This window comes from Nocardioides eburneus, assembly GCF_040838215.1.
GTDB classification, from domain to species: domain Bacteria; phylum Actinomycetota; class Actinomycetes; order Propionibacteriales; family Nocardioidaceae; genus Nocardioides; species Nocardioides eburneus.
The window spans coordinates 1-16,767 of the sequence record NZ_JBFPJR010000055.1; the positions used below are offsets into that span (position 1 = coordinate 1).

13 protein-coding genes are annotated in these 16,767 nt (G+C 72.3%); 2 read left to right on the top strand and 11 right to left on the bottom strand.

Going from position 1 to position 16,767, the window contains the following annotated elements; all coding sequences use genetic code 11:
* Positions 1-131: 131 nt before the first annotated feature.
* The 6 genes from AB3X52_RS18815 to AB3X52_RS18840 form a co-directional block, all read right to left on the bottom strand.
* Positions 132-1,865, bottom strand: coding sequence for a serine hydrolase domain-containing protein (locus tag AB3X52_RS18815; RefSeq protein WP_367995642.1), 1,734 nt, complete (start codon positions 1,863-1,865; stop codon positions 132-134).
* Complete coding sequence (locus AB3X52_RS18820) at positions 1,862-2,539, bottom strand: MOSC domain-containing protein (protein WP_367995643.1); 678 nt, start codon at positions 2,537-2,539, stop codon at positions 1,862-1,864. Before AB3X52_RS18820 ends, AB3X52_RS18815 begins: the two co-directional genes overlap by 4 nt.
* Positions 2,540-2,620: 81 nt before the next feature.
* On the bottom strand, positions 2,621-3,148 hold the full coding sequence (locus tag AB3X52_RS18825; RefSeq protein WP_367995644.1) for a Dps family protein: 528 nt from the start codon (positions 3,146-3,148) through the stop codon (positions 2,621-2,623).
* Between the two features lie 194 nt (positions 3,149-3,342).
* Positions 3,343-3,465, bottom strand: coding sequence for a hypothetical protein (locus AB3X52_RS18830; protein WP_367995645.1), 123 nt, complete (start codon positions 3,463-3,465; stop codon positions 3,343-3,345).
* Positions 3,462-5,330, bottom strand: a complete 1,869-nt coding sequence (gene lepA, locus AB3X52_RS18835; RefSeq protein ID WP_367995646.1) for a translation elongation factor 4 — start codon at positions 5,328-5,330, stop codon at positions 3,462-3,464. Before lepA ends, AB3X52_RS18830 begins: the two co-directional genes overlap by 4 nt.
* Before the next feature lie 58 nt (positions 5,331-5,388).
* Positions 5,389-6,402: a glycoside hydrolase family 25 domain-containing protein gene (locus AB3X52_RS18840; RefSeq protein ID WP_367995647.1), complete on the bottom strand. Its 1,014-nt coding sequence runs from the start codon at positions 6,400-6,402 to the stop codon at positions 5,389-5,391.
* Positions 6,403-6,560: 158 nt separating this feature from the next.
* On the opposite strand from AB3X52_RS18840, the gene AB3X52_RS18845 reads away from it, so the two are divergent.
* Positions 6,561-7,505, top strand: coding sequence for a phosphotransferase family protein (locus AB3X52_RS18845; RefSeq protein WP_367995648.1), 945 nt, complete (start codon positions 6,561-6,563; stop codon positions 7,503-7,505).
* A gap of 157 nt (positions 7,506-7,662) precedes the next feature.
* Positions 7,663-7,923, top strand: a complete 261-nt coding sequence (gene rpsT / locus AB3X52_RS18850) for a 30S ribosomal protein S20 (protein WP_367995649.1) — start codon at positions 7,663-7,665, stop codon at positions 7,921-7,923.
* Positions 7,924-8,042: 119 nt separating this feature from the next.
* Here the strand turns inward: rpsT and holA are convergent, their stop codons facing one another.
* From holA to leuS, 5 genes are all read right to left on the bottom strand, one after another.
* Complete coding sequence (gene holA, locus AB3X52_RS18855) at positions 8,043-9,011, bottom strand: DNA polymerase III subunit delta (RefSeq protein ID WP_367995650.1); 969 nt, start codon at positions 9,009-9,011, stop codon at positions 8,043-8,045.
* Between the two features lie 63 nt (positions 9,012-9,074).
* The gene (locus tag AB3X52_RS18860) at positions 9,075-11,369 is read right to left on the bottom strand and encodes a ComEC/Rec2 family competence protein (protein ID WP_367995651.1); all 2,295 of its coding nucleotides are present in this window, start codon (positions 11,367-11,369) and stop codon (positions 9,075-9,077) included.
* Positions 11,370-11,382: 13 nt separating this feature from the next.
* The gene (locus AB3X52_RS18865) at positions 11,383-12,408 is read right to left on the bottom strand and encodes a helix-hairpin-helix domain-containing protein (RefSeq protein WP_367995652.1); all 1,026 of its coding nucleotides are present in this window, start codon (positions 12,406-12,408) and stop codon (positions 11,383-11,385) included.
* A gap of 129 nt (positions 12,409-12,537) precedes the next feature.
* On the bottom strand, positions 12,538-13,401 hold the full coding sequence (locus AB3X52_RS18870; protein WP_367995653.1) for a DegV family protein: 864 nt from the start codon (positions 13,399-13,401) through the stop codon (positions 12,538-12,540).
* Between the two features lie 364 nt (positions 13,402-13,765).
* Positions 13,766-16,279, bottom strand: coding sequence for a leucine--tRNA ligase (leuS, locus tag AB3X52_RS18875; RefSeq protein ID WP_367995654.1), 2,514 nt, complete (start codon positions 16,277-16,279; stop codon positions 13,766-13,768).
* Positions 16,280-16,767 lie beyond the last annotated feature (488 nt).

Genomic DNA, 16,767 nt, shown 5'->3' on the forward strand with positions numbered 1-16,767 from the left:
ATGAGGGCCGGTGGCCTGGCCGCGCTCGCAGGGATGTACTCCCTCGTCAGCGCCAACATCTGTCGCCCACGCCTCTACCTGTCACGGTGACACTTTGGGCGGGCGTGCCCGCGCCGGCGGCTCACCGACGATCAACCCAGGAGCATGGCGGCGAGGTACTCCAGCCGCTCGTACGCCGACGTGGGATGCGGCGCGAGCGTGGTGGCCCCGTCGGCGACGACGAGCTTCCACCAGGTCGGTCCCGCGGAGACCAGCAGCTCGGCGGTCCCCTCCCCGTCGCACATGACGGGGGCCGGGACGAGCTCGGGCGTGCCGAGCGCGCGCAGGACGCCGGCCTCGGCCGTGTCGCCGGCCAGCGTCTCCCGCGCCAGGGCCACCAGCGCCTCGGGCGCGTCCGGGACCGCGGTGGCTCGCAGGGCCTGCAGCCGGGGCTCGGCCTCCGGGCTGAGCAGCACCTCGACGTCGTACCTCCCCCGCTCCGCGGGGACGACAACGAGTGCGTGCGCCATCGCCCGCGACCAGGATGCGCCGACCGGGCGGTCCAGCGGCAGCCCGACCTTCGCCCGCGCCTCGCGCAGTTGGACCCGGCGCTCGGCGTCGGGCACGTCGAGCGGGACGTTGTCGGCGAAGCGGGCCGGGTCGGCGAAGACCTCCTCGCCCTCGGTGTCGAAGGTGCGCAGTCGCTCGACCGCGTGCTCGAGCGCCTCGTCGAGCCGGTCCCGCAGACCACGGACGGGGGCCGACCAGCGGGCGGTCCCCTGCCCGTCGAGCACCTGCCGCACCAGCAGCCGGGTCGCCGTCATGGCCTGCTCGTAGGCGCCCGCGTAGGTCCCGTTGCTCAGCGTGACGACGCCGAGACCGGTGGCCGGGTGCCACACCATCCGGGAGCCGTAGCCCGGATAGCCACCGGAGTGATGGACGATCTGTCCGAGCCGCGCGTCGTGGTCGACCATGAGGCCGTAGCCGTAGCCGGTCGCGACCGCGCCGAGCCCGGGCTCGGCGCCCCAGACGGCCAGCCGGCCCTCCACGCCCGCGACTCGGTGGAGCTGCTGCATCTCCCGCCGCGACGCCTTCGACAGCGGGTGGCCGTCGCGACCGGGCCGGAAGGCCGCGGTGAACCCGCCGACCCAGCGGGCCAGGTCGGTCACCGAGCTGTGCAGCCCACCCATGGCGGAGAACGCGCCCGGCGGCACGGGCGCCACCTCGTGCCACCCGTCGGAGCGCTTCACATGGCCCGGGACGCGGTCCGCGCGGTCGCCGGGGTCGTACGCCGACGACGTCATCCCCAGCGGTGCGAGCAGCTCGGCCTCGACGAACCGCCGGTTCGCGCCCTCCGCGGTGTCCCCGCCCGTGACGTTCTCGATCACCCGGCCGAGCAGGGCGTAGCCGAGGTTGGCGTACTCGAAGCCCGTGCCCGGCTCGCGCCCGGTGGCGAAGCCGCCGTCGAGGAACGTGCCGAAGGCGTCGTACGACAGCGACTCCTGGCGGTCGCCCCACGGGTCGTCGGTCGGGAGGCCGGCGGCCATGGTGAGCAGCAGGCGGAGAGTGACGGCCGGGCTGTCGGCGGAGTACGGCGGCTGGTCGACCAGCTCGGGGACGTACTGCGCCACGGTCTCGTCGAGATCCACGAGCCCGCGGTCGCGCAGCAGCAGGAGCGCGGCGGCGGTGAACGACTTCGACATCGACGCGATCCGGAAGACGCTGTCGACACCGGGCGGGGTGGTGCCGTCGAGGTCGACCGAGCCGAACGCCCCGGTGTGGACGAGCTCGCCGTCGCGGACGACGGCGTAGACGAGCCCGGGCGTGAGCCCCTCGTCGAAACGCCGTGCGAACAGCTCGTCGACGACGCCGGTCTCAAGGCTCACGCGGGGACTCCTTCGGCGGTGGAGGCAGGTGACCGCGCGACGTACTCCTCCGCCTTGGCCCGCGCCTTGGCCGCCAGCGCGTCGACGACGAGCAGGCGGGGCAACAGCGACCGGTCGGTCGTGAGCGCGCGGAACATCTCGCTGACGCTCACGCCGTGGCCGGGCCGGTGGACGACCTCGATCGCGTCCCCGGCCCGGATCGTGCCCTCCTCGAGGACACGGAAGTAGGCGCCGGGGCGCGCCTCCGCAGTGAACCGCTTCATCCAGCGGGTGTTGTCATAGCCGGAGAGGCCCATCCACGCCTGGAAGTTGACGCAGGGTATGCGGACATAGCAGATCTCGAGCAGCGCGCTCCCGATCCGCCACCGCTCCCCCACCTCGGCGGCGTTCACGTCGAGGCCGCGGGTGGTGAGGTTCTCCGCGAACCCACCGTCCCCGATCGGCCGCCCCAGCCGCTCGGCCCACAGGTCGAGGTCCTCGCGCGCGAAGGCGTAGACCGCCTGCTCCGGGCCGCCGTGGAACCGCCGGTCGCCGGTCCCGTCGCCCTCGAGCCCGAGGGCGCGTACGGCGACCGGCCCGCTCACGGGCCGCTTGCCCATCGCGGTCCGGCCGGTCTCGGCCCACACGGCGTCCTGCGGCAAGGAGACGTTGACGGAGACGAGCGAAGGCGGCATGCCGGCATCCTCGCAGAGGAGCCCGGCACGCCGCCTTCGAGATCCGTCAACGCGTCACGGCACGCGTCATCGGAGCCGGTGTCACGGGCTGACCTGGCCCGGGGAGCTGCTGCCGGCGACACGGTTCTCGGCGTCGACCATCCAGGCGAGCTGCTCGAGACGCTCGAGGATGGTGTGCAGGAGGTCGGCCGTCGTCGGGTCCTCCTCGTCGACGTCGTCGTGGATCTTGCGAGCGGTCTTCGCGACGCCGTACAGCGCGGCGACCGTCAGGTCGACCGTGGTCGCGGTGTCGACCTCCCCGCTCGGGAACGGCGGGAGCGTCGTGCTCGCCGACACGGTGCCGGAGCGGGCGTCGGGCAGGGCGTAGACCGCGCGCATCCGCTCGGCCACGTCGTCGGTGAAGCCACGGGCCGCCTCCACGACCTCGTCGAGCTGGAGGTGGAGATCGCGGAAGTTGCTCCCGACGACGTTCCAGTGCGCCTGCTTGCCCTGGAGCGCCAGCTCGGTCAGGTCGACGAGGAGCTGCTGCAGATGCCCTGCGAACTGCTCGGAGGCACGGAAGGCCGGGTGGGAGGCGTGGGTGGTCTGGGAGTTCTGCGTCTGGGTCACGTCGTTCTCCTTTCGTCGACGTTCACCGGTAGCCGGGCGGCCACCGCTCCATGCTGCCCCCGGCCGCCTCGGGCTGTCGCGTGCGTCACGCCCTCGGCTCGTCATTCCTGGACAGCCTTCGCGAGTGCGAGCTGCGCCGTCACCCGGTCCCGGTCCGCCGTGACGGCGAACCGTGTCCCTGCGGTGGGCCTGGCTCAGCCGTCCCGACGCGCCGCCATCTCGGCGAGCACGGCGCGGAGCTCGGCGCGCTCGGCCGCGAGCGCGGCGTCCTGGGCGAGCACCTCCTGCCGGAGACGCTCGTCGTGGGGCTCGTTCACTTCTTGGAGGACTTGTCGGTGGAGGGCTGCGTGGTGGAGAGCGCGGCGACGAAGGCCTCCTGGGGGACCTCGACGCGGCCGACCATCTTCATCCGCTTCTTGCCCTCCTTCTGCTTCTCCAGCAGCTTGCGCTTGCGGGTGATGTCGCCGCCGTAGCACTTGGCGAGGACGTCCTTGCGGATCGCCCGGATCGTCTCGCGGGCGATGACGCGCGCGCCGATGGCCGCCTGGATCGGCACCTCGAACTGCTGCCGTGGGATCAGGTCCTTGAGCTTCCCGGCGAGCATGACGCCGTAGCCGTACGCCGCGTCGCGGTGCACGATGGCGCTGAACGCGTCGACCGGCTCGCCCTGGAGGAGGATGTCGACCTTCACCAGGTCGGCCGCCTGGTCGCCGGCGAACTCGTAGTTGAGGCTGGCGTAGCCCTTCGTCCGGCTCTTGAGCTGATCGAAGAAGTCGAACGCGATCTCACCCATCGGCAGGGTGTAGCGCATCTCGACCCGGTCCTCGGAGAGGTAGTCCATCCCTTGCAGCGTGCCGCGCTTGTTCTGGCACAGCTCCATGATCGTGCCGATGTAGTCGGCCGGCGCGAGGATCGTCGCGTTGACGACCGGCTCACGGACCTCGGCGATCTTGCCCTCGGGATATTCGCTCGGGTTGGTCACGGTGTGGACGGACCCGTCCTCCATCGCCACCTGGTAGACCACGTTGGGGGCGGTCGAGATCAGGTCGAGGTTGAACTCCCGCTCAAGCCGGTCGCGGGTGATCTCCATGTGGAGCAGACCGAGGAAGCCGCAGCGGAAGCCGAAGCCGAGCGCTCCCGACGTCTCGGGCTCGTAGGTGAGCGCGGCGTCGTTGAGCTGCAGCTTGTCGAGCGCCTCGCGCAGGTCGGGGTACTGGTCGCCGTCGATCGGGTAGAGCCCGGCGTAGACCATCGGGTTGGGGTGCTGGTAGCCGCCCAGCGCCTCGGTGGCCGACGCGGCCTGGGTCGTGACGGTGTCACCCACCCGGGACTGGCGCACGTCCTTCACGCCGGTGATGAGATAGCCCACCTCGCCGACGCCGATGTGGTCGGCCTTCACCTGCTCGGGACTGATCACGCCGAGCTCGAGCAGCTCGTGGGTCGCACCGGTCGACATCATCTTGATCCGGTCGCGGTGGCTCAGCTTGCCGTCGACGACCCGGACGTAGGTGATCACGCCGCGGTAGGTGTCGTAGACCGAGTCGAAGATGAGGGCGCGGGCGGGGGCGTCCGCCCTCCCCACGGGCGGTGGTGTCTGCGCCACGATCTCGTTGAGCAGCGCCTCGACGCCGAGACCGGTCTTCGCGCTCACCTGGAGCACGTCCTCGGGGTCGCAGCCCACCAGGTTGGCCAGCTCGGCGGCGTACTTCTCCGGGTTGGCCGACGGCAGGTCGATCTTGTTGAGGACGGGGATGATCTGCAGGTCCGCGCCCATCGCGAGGTAGAGGTTGGCGAGCGTCTGCGCCTCGATCCCCTGGGCCGCGTCCACGAGCAGGATCGCCGCCTCGCACGCCTCCAGCGACCGGCTGACCTCATAGGTGAAGTCGACGTGGCCGGGGGTGTCGATCATGTTGAGGACGTACGTCGTGCCCGTGGCCTCGCCCTCGGTGACGGTCCACGGCATGCGGACGGCCTGTGACTTGATCGTGATGCCGCGCTCGCGCTCGATGTCCATCCGGTCGAGGTACTGCGCCCGCGCGCTGCGCTCGTCGACCACCCCGGTGAGCTGCAGCATCCGGTCGGCCAGGGTCGACTTGCCGTGGTCGATGTGGGCGATGATGCAGAAGTTGCGGATGATCGCCGGATCGGTGGACCCGGGCTGCGGTGCGGAGGTGGTGGGCACAGTCTGCTTTCGGGGTGTCACGGAGTGGACGCGGGCTGTTCCCGCGATTCTCCCACGCTCAGTACTGGTGGAACCAAAGCGACAGGTACGTCGAGGTCCCGGGGCAGGTCACGTCCCTGTCCCGGTCGCCCTCGACCCACTGCGCGAGTGCGGCGGTGCCGCCCTGGAACATCCGGCCGGCGCCGCAGCGGCGCAGCGCCTCCGCCCGCGACGTCCCGCCCGCCGGCCGCCACTCGGGCAGGCCGAGCCGCAGGTCACCGACGACCCGCTGCCACAGCGAGGCGATCGAGTAGACGCCCACCCGCACCCCGCCGTCGGTGTAGCCGCGGACCGCTCCCTGGACCACGGCCGCGTTCGCCCGGACGTCGCTCGGCCAGTCGAAGTCCGGCACCGGCTCGACGTCGAGCCAGACGATGGGGCTGGTCAGGCCCGCGCGACGCATGGTGGCGAGGTTGAACCGCGCCTGCTGGTAGCCCACGTTGGCGAGCCGGCCCGCGGTGGTCGACGCGTCGAACGGGCCGGTGCGGCCGTAGCGTGCGAGGTCGTCATCGACCGGAGCGCTGATCACCGAGTAGGCGGCCGCCAGGAGGTGTCGCTGCTCGACCCACGCGACCTGGGAGCCCAGGCACGGGTTGGCATGGAAGCCGGGACCGTTGGTGAGCCCGAGGACGACGAACTCCGCCGACCCGAGCGGCATCGGCTTGCCCTGCCCCTGCTTCTGCGGGATCCCCGTCCCGGGCGGGCACTGCGGCCAGCTCACGTCCCCGCCCTCGACGATCCCGCGCTGCTGCGGGGTGGGCAGGTCGGGGACCGAGAGCGAGTACGACGGCGTGGCGGGCGTCGCGGTCGAGTCGCTGCCCCTCGGGCTCGCGCCCGTGGTCGGCCGGCCCGCGTCCGTCGCGCTCCCCGAGGGCGCGGGACCCGACGACGGCCCCGTCGTCGGTGGCAGTCCCGACGTCGTCGCCGTCGCCGCGGCGGCCGACTCCGGCGTCGCGTCCTGCGCCGCGCAACCGCCCGTGGCGACCGTCGCGGCCAGGAGCAGTGCCGTGGCGGCGTACCGGAGTCCCCTCATCGCCGCGATCCTGCCATCCCCCACCGCCGAGAGGTCACCCGTTCCAACCGAGAAGTCACCCGTTCCGCCCGAGAAGCCGGCCAGGCGCCCGAGCGAGGTCGCTGAGGAGCACCTGAGAGGGTTGGAACTGCGTCCCATGCATGGCGGAGGATGAGCGGGTGACGACCCCGAACCCCACTCTGGCGCTCCCGACGATCCCGCACGGTCGGACGGCGCGCCGCCTCGAGTGGGTCCACCTGCCGCCGCTCGTCCGGCGCGAGGTGGAGCGCAGACTCGGCGCGAAGGTCGTGGCGGCTCAGTCGCAGGACGCGGGCTTCACCCCTGGAATGGCGGCGGTGCTGACCTGCGCGGACGGGTCGCGGCACTTCGTGAAGGCCGCCTCCGCGAAGGCGCAGCGGATGTTCGCCGAGGCCTACCGCGAGGAGGCTCGGAAGCTGAAGACGCTCGCCGGCTGGATCCCGGCACCGCGGCTGCGGTGGTCCCACGAGGCCTACGACTGGGTGCTGCTCTGCTTCGAGTACGTCGAGGGTCGTGCGCCCCAGCGGCCGTGGACGTCGTCCGAGCTGGCCGCGGTGTCCGACCTCCTCGTCGAGACCGCCGGCGCCCTGACCCCGCCACCCGGGTCGGGTTGGCGGACGTTCGCCGAGGAGCATGCCGCGTTTCCGGATCTCTGGGACCGGCTCGGCCACCTGCCCCATGCCGCCGAGGCCGCCGAGCTGGCCGCCGGCTTCGCCGACCACACGGCCGGGGAGACGCTCGTCCACCTCGACGTGCGCGACGACAACGTCCTCATCCGCCCGGACGGCTCGGTGCTCCTCTGCGACTGGAACTGGCCGGTCCTCGGCGCGGCCTGGCTCGACTCGCTCATCCTGCTCATCGGGCCGCGTGGCGACGGCGTCGACGTCGAGCGCCACGTCGCCGGCCACCCACTGCTCGGCGCGGTCGAGCCCGTGGCCGTCGACAGCGTGCTGGCGCTGCTGGCCGGCTACTTCCTGGCGTGTGCTGCCGACCCGGTGCCGTCCTTCTCACCGTACGTCCGGGCGGTGCAGCAGTGGCAGGGCGACGTCTGCCTCGACTGGCTCGCCGAGCGGCGCGGGTGGTGAGCGACAGGTGGACCGCCACTGATTTGAGAGCGTCCGAACGCCGCTGTTAATCTTGGTGTCCGCGTGTTCGCGTAGGCCTCTCCCCTCTCATTCCCCCGAGAGGCCGGATGAGAGCCCGCACCATCACACACGTCGAAGTCTGGAGAGCACGAGCCACATGGCCAACATCAAGTCGCAGATCAAGCGCAACAAGCAGAACGAGAAGCGCCACGAGCGCAACAAGGCGGTCAAGAGCGAGCTCAAGACCGTGATCCGCAAGTTCCGCGAGGCCGCTGCGGCCGGCGAGAAGGACTCCGCCGTCGAGCTGGGCAAGGCCGCCGCGCGCAAGCTGGACAAGGCCGCCTCGAAGGGCGTCATCCACAAGAACCAGGCCGCCAACCGCAAGTCGGCCATCGCCAAGCAGGCGTCGTCGCTCTGAGCCCCGCGCTCCCGTAGCCGACACCGAGGGCCCGTCTCCGCAGGAGACGGGCCCTCGTCGTTGGTCGACCTCCCCTGGGCCGGCGCACCGGACCGTGCGCCCAGGACCAGCAGACGACGTCAGCGCGCCGCGCGCAGCGCGGCGAGAGTGAGGACCAGGCGCTCCATGGTGTAGGACGGGTCGCCGGCGGCTCCCTTGAGGTCGGCGTCCGCCGCGGCGACCGCCCGAATGGCCCGGGCGACGCCGTCGGGGCTCCAGCCGCGGGCGAGCGTGGCGATCGACTTCGCCTTCCACGGCGGCATCCCCGACTCGCGGTTGCCGGCGACGTGCTGGGCGACTGACCGCAGCTGGCCTGCGACGGTCGCGAGGATGTAGACCGGCGAGGTGCCGCTCTCGAGCGACCAGCGGAGCTCCTCGAACGCCTTCACGCGGTTGCCGGCGATCATCGCATCGGCGATGACGTAGTTCTTCACCTCGGCGCGACCGCCGAAGTACTGCTTCACGTGGTCCTCGGTCAGCGAGGAGCCCTGGAAGTCGTTGACCAACTGGTCGGCGGCCGCGGCGAGCGCACGGAGGTTCTCCCCCACCGCCTGGACAAGGAACTCCGCACCGGGCTGGTCGATCCGGCTCCCGTGGGCACGGACCTCGCTGGTCACGAAGTCCGTGAACGCCCGACCCCGCGGCTCCTCGGACTTGTGCTCGGCGACGGTCGGCAGCTTCCGCAGCTTGGTGAGCGTGCCGCTGCCCTTCGGCCCGCCGCCGTGGACGAGCACGAGGGCGACCTCCTCCGACGGCGCCGCGGCGTAGTCGAGCAGGCCCGCCACCGACTCGTCCGGAAGGTTCTCCAGGCCGCGCACGACCACGCACCGGATGCTGGAGAAGAGCGACGGGGCGCTCAGCTCCCCCAGCGTCGCGAGGGTGAGCTCCGCCGCGCTGGCGTCCGACACCTCGGCCTCGGCGTCGTACGCCCGGACCGCGGCGCGCACCGCCTGCACCGTCCGCTCGGAGAGGAACTCCTCCTTGCCGGTGACCAGCGTGACCCGGCCGAGGACGTCTGCTGCGCGGGGCTTGGGAGGTGCGGCTGCCATGGTGGGACCAGCCTGCCACAGCGCACCGACACCGTCGCTACCGTGCTCGTGCCACGCACGGCACTAATGGGTGACGACGACGGGACCGCCGGAGGAGCCCACGACGGCGAGCGACCCGTCCTGGTCGGTGCGGTAGACCCGGACGCCCGCCTGGGCGAGCGGGTCGAGCGTCGAGGCCGCGGGATGCCCGTAGTCGTTGTGGGCGCCGACCGAGGTCAGCGCGACGGTGGGATGGAGCGAGAGCAGCCAGGACTCGTCCTGATAGCGCGACCCGTGGTGGGGCACCTTGAGCACGTCGACGTGCAGGCCCGGGACGCTCCGCGCGATCGCGGCCTGACCCTCGGGTTCGACGTCGCCCGCGAGCAGCAGGGAGAGTCCGTGGCTGACGACGAGGAGGACGACGCTGGCCTCGTTCGCCGTCGAGCCGTCGCCCGGGCCCTGCGTCGGCGAGTCGGCCGTCGGCCACAGCACCTGCAGCGTGACGTCGCCGACCGTCGCGGTGGCGGCGTACGGCGCCGGGTGGGGCACCACACCCGCGGCCACCGACGCTCGCGAGACCGTCGCCACCCCCTCCGGAGGATCCTGCAGCCTGGTCGTCCAGATGTCTCCGACCCGTCGGCCGGCGAGCACACCGTCGATCCCGTCGACGTGGTCGGCATGGAAATGGGTCAGCACGAGCAGCGGCACCGTGCGGATCCCGAGGTCGTCGAGGCAACGGTCCATCGGGTCGGGATCCGGCCCGGCGTCGACGACGATCGCGCTGTGCGAGCCGGTCGAGACGACGAGACCGTCGCCCTGCCCGACGTCGCACATGACCATGACCCACCCGTCCGGCGGCCAGCCGGGTGTCGGCAGACGCACCAGCGAGACGCCGACCAGCACCAGGCACGACGCCGCGCCCGCGATCCGGTGACGCAGCACCACGGGTGCACCGAGCGCGATCACCACGCACACCACGACGAGGACCAGGAGCGCGAGGGGCCCCGTCCCCCAGCCGACGCCGGCGGTCGGGAGCCGCGCTCCGTGGTGGGCGACCGTGATGATCCACGCCACGCACCACGAGGCGAGGGTGCCCGAGAGCGCGCCGAGCGGTGCCCACACGAGGCCGAGGAGGCCTCCCAGCAGTCCGAGCACGGTCGCCGGTCCGACGGCCGGCTCGGCGAGCAGGTTGGCACCGACCGCGACAAGGCTCACCTGTCCGGAGATCGCGGCGACCAGCGGCGTGCATGCCAACTGCGCGGCGGCGGGCACGGCGATCGCCTCGGCTGCCCACCGCGGCAGCCAGCGCGCCAGGGCGTCACGCCACGGCGGACCCAGCAGCAGGATCCCCGCGGTCGCGACCACCGAGAGCGCGAAGCCGACCGAGCGGGCGAGCCCGGGGTCGAGGAGCAGCAGCGCGAGCAGCGACGCCCCGAGTGAGCGCAGTGCGCGCTGGCGTCCGTGATGGCCCATCGCGAGCAGCCCCACCGTGCCCATCGCCGCGGCACGCACCACGCTCGGCTCGGTCCGGGCAAGGACCACGAAGCCGGCGATGCCCGCCGCCCCCACCGCGTAGAGCCAGCGGCCGCGGACGCGGCACCACCGCGCGAGAACGAGCAGGAACCCGACGACGAGCGTGAGGTTCGTCCCGGAGACCGCCAGGAGATGGGTGAGGCCGGTGGCGCGGAAGTCATCGGCCAGCGTGTCGGACACGTCGGCGTCGTCGCCGTCGACCAGCGCAGGGACGAGCGCGGCCTGATCGGCCGGCCGGTGGGCGACAGCCCCACGCACCGCGCCGCGGAGCCGGCCCGAGAGTCGCCACCACACCCCAGGCTCGTCGGTCACGGTCGGGTCGTCGGCGACCAGGAGCGCCGCCACGTCGTCGGAGTCCGCCTCGACCAGTTCGCCGCGGGCCGTCACCGTCGCGCCGAGCGGCACCGTCCGCCATGAGTCGTCGCCGAGACCGAGGACCGGCACGGACAGGCGGTAGTTGGTGCCCCGCGCCGACATCGCCCGCACACGGAGGTCGACAAGCTCCTCGGTCGCGTGCGCGCCGACAACCGTCCGCGGGTCGCTCGTCACGACCGCCGTCACCCGCACGAGCGTTCCCCGCTCGGCCAGCGCGGCCACCGGGTTGTGCCCGACCCGGCCGGCGTGGAGGGCCGCCACCGCCGCCGCGCCGAGCAGCACCGCGACGACCGCCGCGACGGTCGCCCGGCTGCGTCGTGCGACCCCGAGGGCGAGCCCGAGAGCGACCAGAAGCAGCAGAGCCGCCCCGAGGACCGGCCGCGGGAACGCCGTCTCGCCGACGAGCACCGGGCCGGACAGTGCACCGATCCAGGCCACCGCGCCCAGCGCGGGCAGACGCAGGTCCCTCACCCGCCGCCACCCGTCAGACCGTGACGTAGGGCGTCAGCTTGGCCAGCGTCTTTTCGCCGATGCCGTCGATCTGGAGCAGCTCCTCGACCGAGGTGAAGCCGCCGTTCTCCTCCCGCCAGTCGATGATCGACTGCGCCGTGACCGGGCCGACACCGGGCAGCGTCTCGAGCTCCTCGGCCGACGCGGTGTTGAGGTTGACCAGCGACGTCGCGCCGGGCGCGGGCGACCCGGCGGTGGACGGCGGCGCCCCCGCCGACCCCGACGCTCCGCCGACGACGACCTGCTGTCCGTCGGACAGGACCGCCGCCAGGTTGAGACCGGCCAGGTCACGGCGCTTCCGTGGCCCGCCTGCCGCCTTGATCGCGTCGATGACCCGCGCTCCGGCGGGCAGCACGGCGATCCCGGGCCGCTTGACCTTGCCCTCGACGTCGACCGTCACGGTGGCGCCGGCCGAGGCGGCCTCCGACCCGTCGACCGTGGCTGGGCCTCCCGCGCTCGCGACGCCGCTCGGCGCCACCACCGGCGCGGTCGGCGATGGCGAGGGCGCTGCTCCACCGGAGAGGTCGACGAGCGGCGTCCCCGACGCGCCCGTCGCGACGACCGGGGCCGGGGCCGCCGAGGAGTCCGACCGAATCACCCACCAGCACGTCACGGCGAGAGCGGCCGCCACCGCCAGCGCCACGACCACGAGCTGCCACGGGCCGAGACCGACGCGTCCTCGCACCGGCGCCGGCACGAGCGCCGCGAGCGGGAGGACCCGTCGCCGCCGCGCGGCATGTCGCCCCGGCACGGGCACGGCCGGCACGTCGTCGGCCGCCGCGAGGTCACGCACCGCGTCGGCGTCGTCGGCCTCAGCCGCCGGCCACTCCTCGCCGGCTCCGGGCACCTGGGTGTGGCCGGCCCACCAGACCTCGTCCGGCTCCGCAGACGCGGGCTCTTCCGCGACCGGCGAGGCCCACTCCTGGGCCAGCTCGGCACGCAACAGCTCGAGCCGTCGACGGACGACGTCGTGGTGCTCGGGGGCGGTTCGGGTGCGCATGCCGGGAACGCTAGGTGCGCCCCCGGACGTACGACGGCGGGCCGGCGCCGCCCTGGGGACGACGCCGTCACGAACGACCCTTGTGGACGGCTCCTGGCGCGCGACAGCCGGAACCGGGGTCGCTCGGACTCAGAGCGCGGGCGCCACGACGACCGCCAGCATTCCCGGTCCGGCATGAGCGCCCAGGACGGCGCCGAGTTCGCCGCACCGGACCTCGCGCGGCCCCAGGGCCTCGGCGATACGGCTGGCGAGGTGGTCGCAGAGCTCACCCGCGCGCTCGGCGGCGCCGAGATGGGCGACGACGACCTCGACCGGTCCGTCGGCCGCCGCCTCGACGGCCAGTTCCTCCAGCCGGGCGAGCGCGCGTGCGGCGGTCCGGACCCGCTCGTGGAGCACCACGCGGCCGTCGTCGATCGTCAGCAGCGGCTTCACGGCGAGCGCCGAGCCGAGAAGGGCCGCGGCGGCGCCGATCCGGCCACCACGCCGCAGGTGCTCGAGGGTGTTCACATAGAAGTAGGACTGCGTAGCCGCGGCACGTGCGAGCGCCGCCTCGACGGCCTGCTGGGCGGTCCCCCCGCTCGCGACCCGCGACGCGGCCGCGAGCACCGCGAACCCGAGGCAGGGCCCCACCCCGCGCGTGTCGACCACCGTGACCGGCACCGGTGCGGTGCGCGCGGCGATCTGGGCGGACTCGAAGGTCCCGCTCATCTCGGCGGAGAGGTGGAGGGAGATGACCTCGTCGTAGCCTTCGCCCGCGAGCCGGTCGTAGACCTCCCCCAGCAGGGTCGGCGAGGGCCGCGAGGTCGAGACCTTGCGGCGCCCCGTCAGCGCCTCGCTGATGGCCTCCGGCGAGGTCTCGGGCAGCCCCTCGTCGTACGCCTGGCCGTCGAGCACCACCTGCAAGGGGACGACGGTGATGCATCCCGCCGCGCCGACCGCCTCCGCCGGCAGCATCGCGGTGGAGTCGGTGACGATCGCGATCTTGCTGACCACGCGCACACCCTACCCACGGCGACACCGGCCGATCCCGGGACCGAGCAGCCGTGGACGAATCGCGCTACCGCGTTCCGGTTACCGGGCCCAGCGTCACCGAATGGCGGTTGGCCCGTCTCAGACCCGAACGGGCCGCCGCCGACGTCGGCCGACGACAACCCGGACAGAGGTGAAGAGAGATGACCGCGGACCTCCGCGAGCGAGAAGGCACGGACACTCCATCTGAGCTCTCCGGTCTCGTGCTGGTGCTGGCGATGGTGCTCGTCCTCGCCGTACTCGCGCTGCTGACCGTCTGAGCGCCTGACCACTGACGCGACGCCTCAGCCCACCCTGAGTCGCCGCGCCGAGGGTCAGACCGGGCAGGTCAGACGACGATGTTGACCAGCTTCGGCGCACGCACGATGACCTTGCGCACCGCACGGCCGTCAAGCGCGCGTACGACGCCCGCGTCCGCCATCGCCAGCGACTCCAGCTCGGCGTCGGTGATGGACGGCGCGACGTCGAGCCGGGCCTTCACCTTGCCCTGGATCTGGACGACGGCGGTGACGGTGTCCTCCACGAGGAGCGCGGGGTCGACCGTCGGCCAGCCCGCCAGGGCGACCGTCGGCTCGTGACCCAGGCGCTCCCACACCTCCTCCGCGGTGTAGGGCGCCACCAGGCTCAGCAGGACCGCCATCGCCTCGACGGCCTCGCGCACGGCCGGGTCGGCCGGGCCGCAACCGCTGTCGATCGCCTTGCGGGTGGCGTTGACCAGCTCCATCGTCCGGGCGACCATCACGTTGAAGCGCTGGGACTCGATCAGCTGCTCGGCGTCCGCGACCACCTTGTGGGTGACCTTGCGCAGCTCGACGTCGCCCGTCGCGACGTCGACGCCGGGCTCGGAGGTCACATCGCCGGCCAGCCGCCAGGCGCGCTGCAGGAACTTCAGTGAGCCGGCTGGCGAGACGTCGGCCCAGTCGATGTCGGCCTCGGGCGGGCCGGCGAAGACCATCGTCAGACGCACCGCGTCGACACCGAACTCGTCGATCGTCTCACCCAGGTCGACGCCGTTGCCCAGCGACTTCGACATGCCACGGCCCTCGTTGATGACCTCGCCCTGGTTCATCAGCGCGGTGAAGGGCTCGACGAAGTCGATCATGCCCATGTCGTGCAGGACCTTGGTGAAGAAGCGGGAGTACAGCAGGTGCAGGATCGCGTGCTCGACACCGCCGACGTACTGCGCGACCGGCATCCACTCCCGCGCCTTCTCGGGGTCGAACGGGCCGCCCTCGTAGTGCGGGTCGAGGTAACGGAAGTAGTACCACGAGCTGTCGACGAACGTGTCCATCGTGTCGGTGTCGCGCTTCGCGTCACCGCCACACTGCGGGCACGCGACGTTGACCCACTCCTCGGCCGCCGCCAGCGGCGAGACGCCCTTGGGCTTCAGGTCGGCGCCCTTCAGGTCCGGCAGCACGACCGGCAGCTGGTCGTCGGGCACGGGGACCTCACCGCACGACGGGCAGTGGATGACCGGGATCGGCGCGCCCCAGAAGCGCTGACGGCTCAGCAGCCAGTCGCGCAGCCGGAAGTTGACCGTGCCGCTCCCCCGCCCGTCGGCCTCGAGCTTCTCGATGATGGCGCGGATGCCGGCGGCCTTGTCGGTCAGCCCGTCCAGGGAGCCGGAGTTGACGTAGGTGCCGTCGCCGACGGTGGCGACGTAGGTCTCCTCGGGGTTCTCCGCGCCCGGCACGTCGACGACGCGGCGGACCGGCAGGCCCATCGCCTTCGCGAAGTCCAGGTCGCGCTGGTCGTGGGCGGGCACGGCCATGATCGCGCCGGTGCCGTAGTCGGCCAGGACGTAGTCGGCGGCCCACACCGGCATCTGCTCGCCGGTGACCGGGTTGGTCGCGGTCACCCCCAGGTCGACGCCGGTCTTGGGCCGGTCGGTCGCCATCCGGTCGATGTCGCTCTCCTTGCGTACGCCGACCAGGTAGTCGTCGAGCTCCTGACGCTGCTCCGGCGCGACGATCTCGGCGGCCAGCTTCGCGTCAGCGGCCACGACCATGAAGGTCGCGCCGTAGAGCGTGTCCGGACGGGTCGTGAAGACGGTGACGCGCGTCGTCGAGCCGTCGGCGAGCGCGATGTCGAAGTCGACGTGGGCGCCCTCGGAGCGGCCGATCCAGTTGCGCTGCATGGCCAGCACCTTGGAGGGCCAGGTGTCCTCCAGCGGCGCCATGTCGTCCAGCAGCCGCTGGGCGTAGTCGGTGATCTTGAAGTACCACTGGTTCAGCTCACGCTTGGTCACCACCGCACCGCAGCGCTCGCACAGACCGTTCACGACCTGCTCGTTGGCCAGCACGGTCTGGTCGTTGGGGCACCAGTTGACCGGGCTGTTCTTGCGGTAGGCCAGACCACGCTCGCGGAACTTCAGGAAGAGCCACTGCGTCCAGCGGTAGTACTCCGGGTCGGAGGTGTGCAGCCGGCGCGACCAGTCGAAGGAGATGGCGTAGCGCTTGAACGACTCCGCCTGCGTCTCGATGTTGGCGTAGGTCCACACGGCCGGGTTCTCGTCACGCTTGATCGCGGCGTTCTCCGCCGGCAGGCCGAACGAGTCCCACCCGATCGGGTTGAGGACGTCGTACCCCTTCTGCCACCAGTAGCGCGCGAAGACGTCGTGGAGCGCGGTCACCTCGGCATGGCCCATGTGCAGGTCGCCCGACGGATAGGGGAACATCGTGAGCGCATAGCGCTTCGGTGCCGGATTCCCCTGGGCGCCCTCACGTCGACCGGCTCGGAACGGGTCCAGCCTCTCCCACACCGGTCGCCACTTCTCCTGCAGTGCGACGACGTCGTACGTCGTCTGCTCGGCGCCCTGGTCCGCGGTCTGCTCCTGCGTCATCGTCCTTCGTCTTTCCCGATTCGGTGGTCGAGCGTGTCGAGACCCGTCCTGACATGAAAAAACCCCTCAGCCATTCACTGGCATGCGAGGGGTGGCCGCGCGATCGGGCGATCAGCGCGGCAGGCCAAGAAGCAGGGCGATGGTCTGCATGGCGCCAGATTACTCCACGCCGCGTGACCGCGTCAGTTCGGGGCGCCCCGGCCGGCGCGTGCCGCGGTCCGGGGTCATGGACACTCCCCCGATTGGGGGGTTGATCCGCTGGGGTAGCCGTGACATGCTTCTGGCGCTCCGCCGCCCGTGACGCAGTCGGCAGGATGAGGACCCCCCCATCTCATCCGCCGACGATGCTCCGGGTGGCGGAGTTTCTCATTCCGGCACCGCAGAGTGCCTTCTCGGCACCGCAGAGCGCTCGGGTCGACGCGTCACGGACACACGGACCGGCCCCGGGCCCGCCGGTGCGGGACCGGGGCCCGCGGCGGTGCGACCCC

Coding starts and splice junctions, on each gene's coding strand:
- AB3X52_RS18820 (WP_367995643.1), bottom strand. CDS start 2,539: ATGCCGCCTTCGCTCGTCTCCGTCAACGTCTCCTTGCCGCAGGACGCC.
- AB3X52_RS18840 (WP_367995647.1), bottom strand. CDS start 6,402: ATGAGGGGACTCCGGTACGCCGCCACGGCACTGCTCCTGGCCGCGACG.
- rpsT (WP_367995649.1), top strand. CDS start 7,663: ATGGCCAACATCAAGTCGCAGATCAAGCGCAACAAGCAGAACGAGAAG.
- holA (WP_367995650.1), bottom strand. CDS start 9,011: ATGGCAGCCGCACCTCCCAAGCCCCGCGCAGCAGACGTCCTCGGCCGG.
- AB3X52_RS18865 (WP_367995652.1), bottom strand. CDS start 12,408: ATGCGCACCCGAACCGCCCCCGAGCACCACGACGTCGTCCGTCGACGG.
- leuS (WP_367995654.1), bottom strand. CDS start 16,279: ATGACGCAGGAGCAGACCGCGGACCAGGGCGCCGAGCAGACGACGTAC.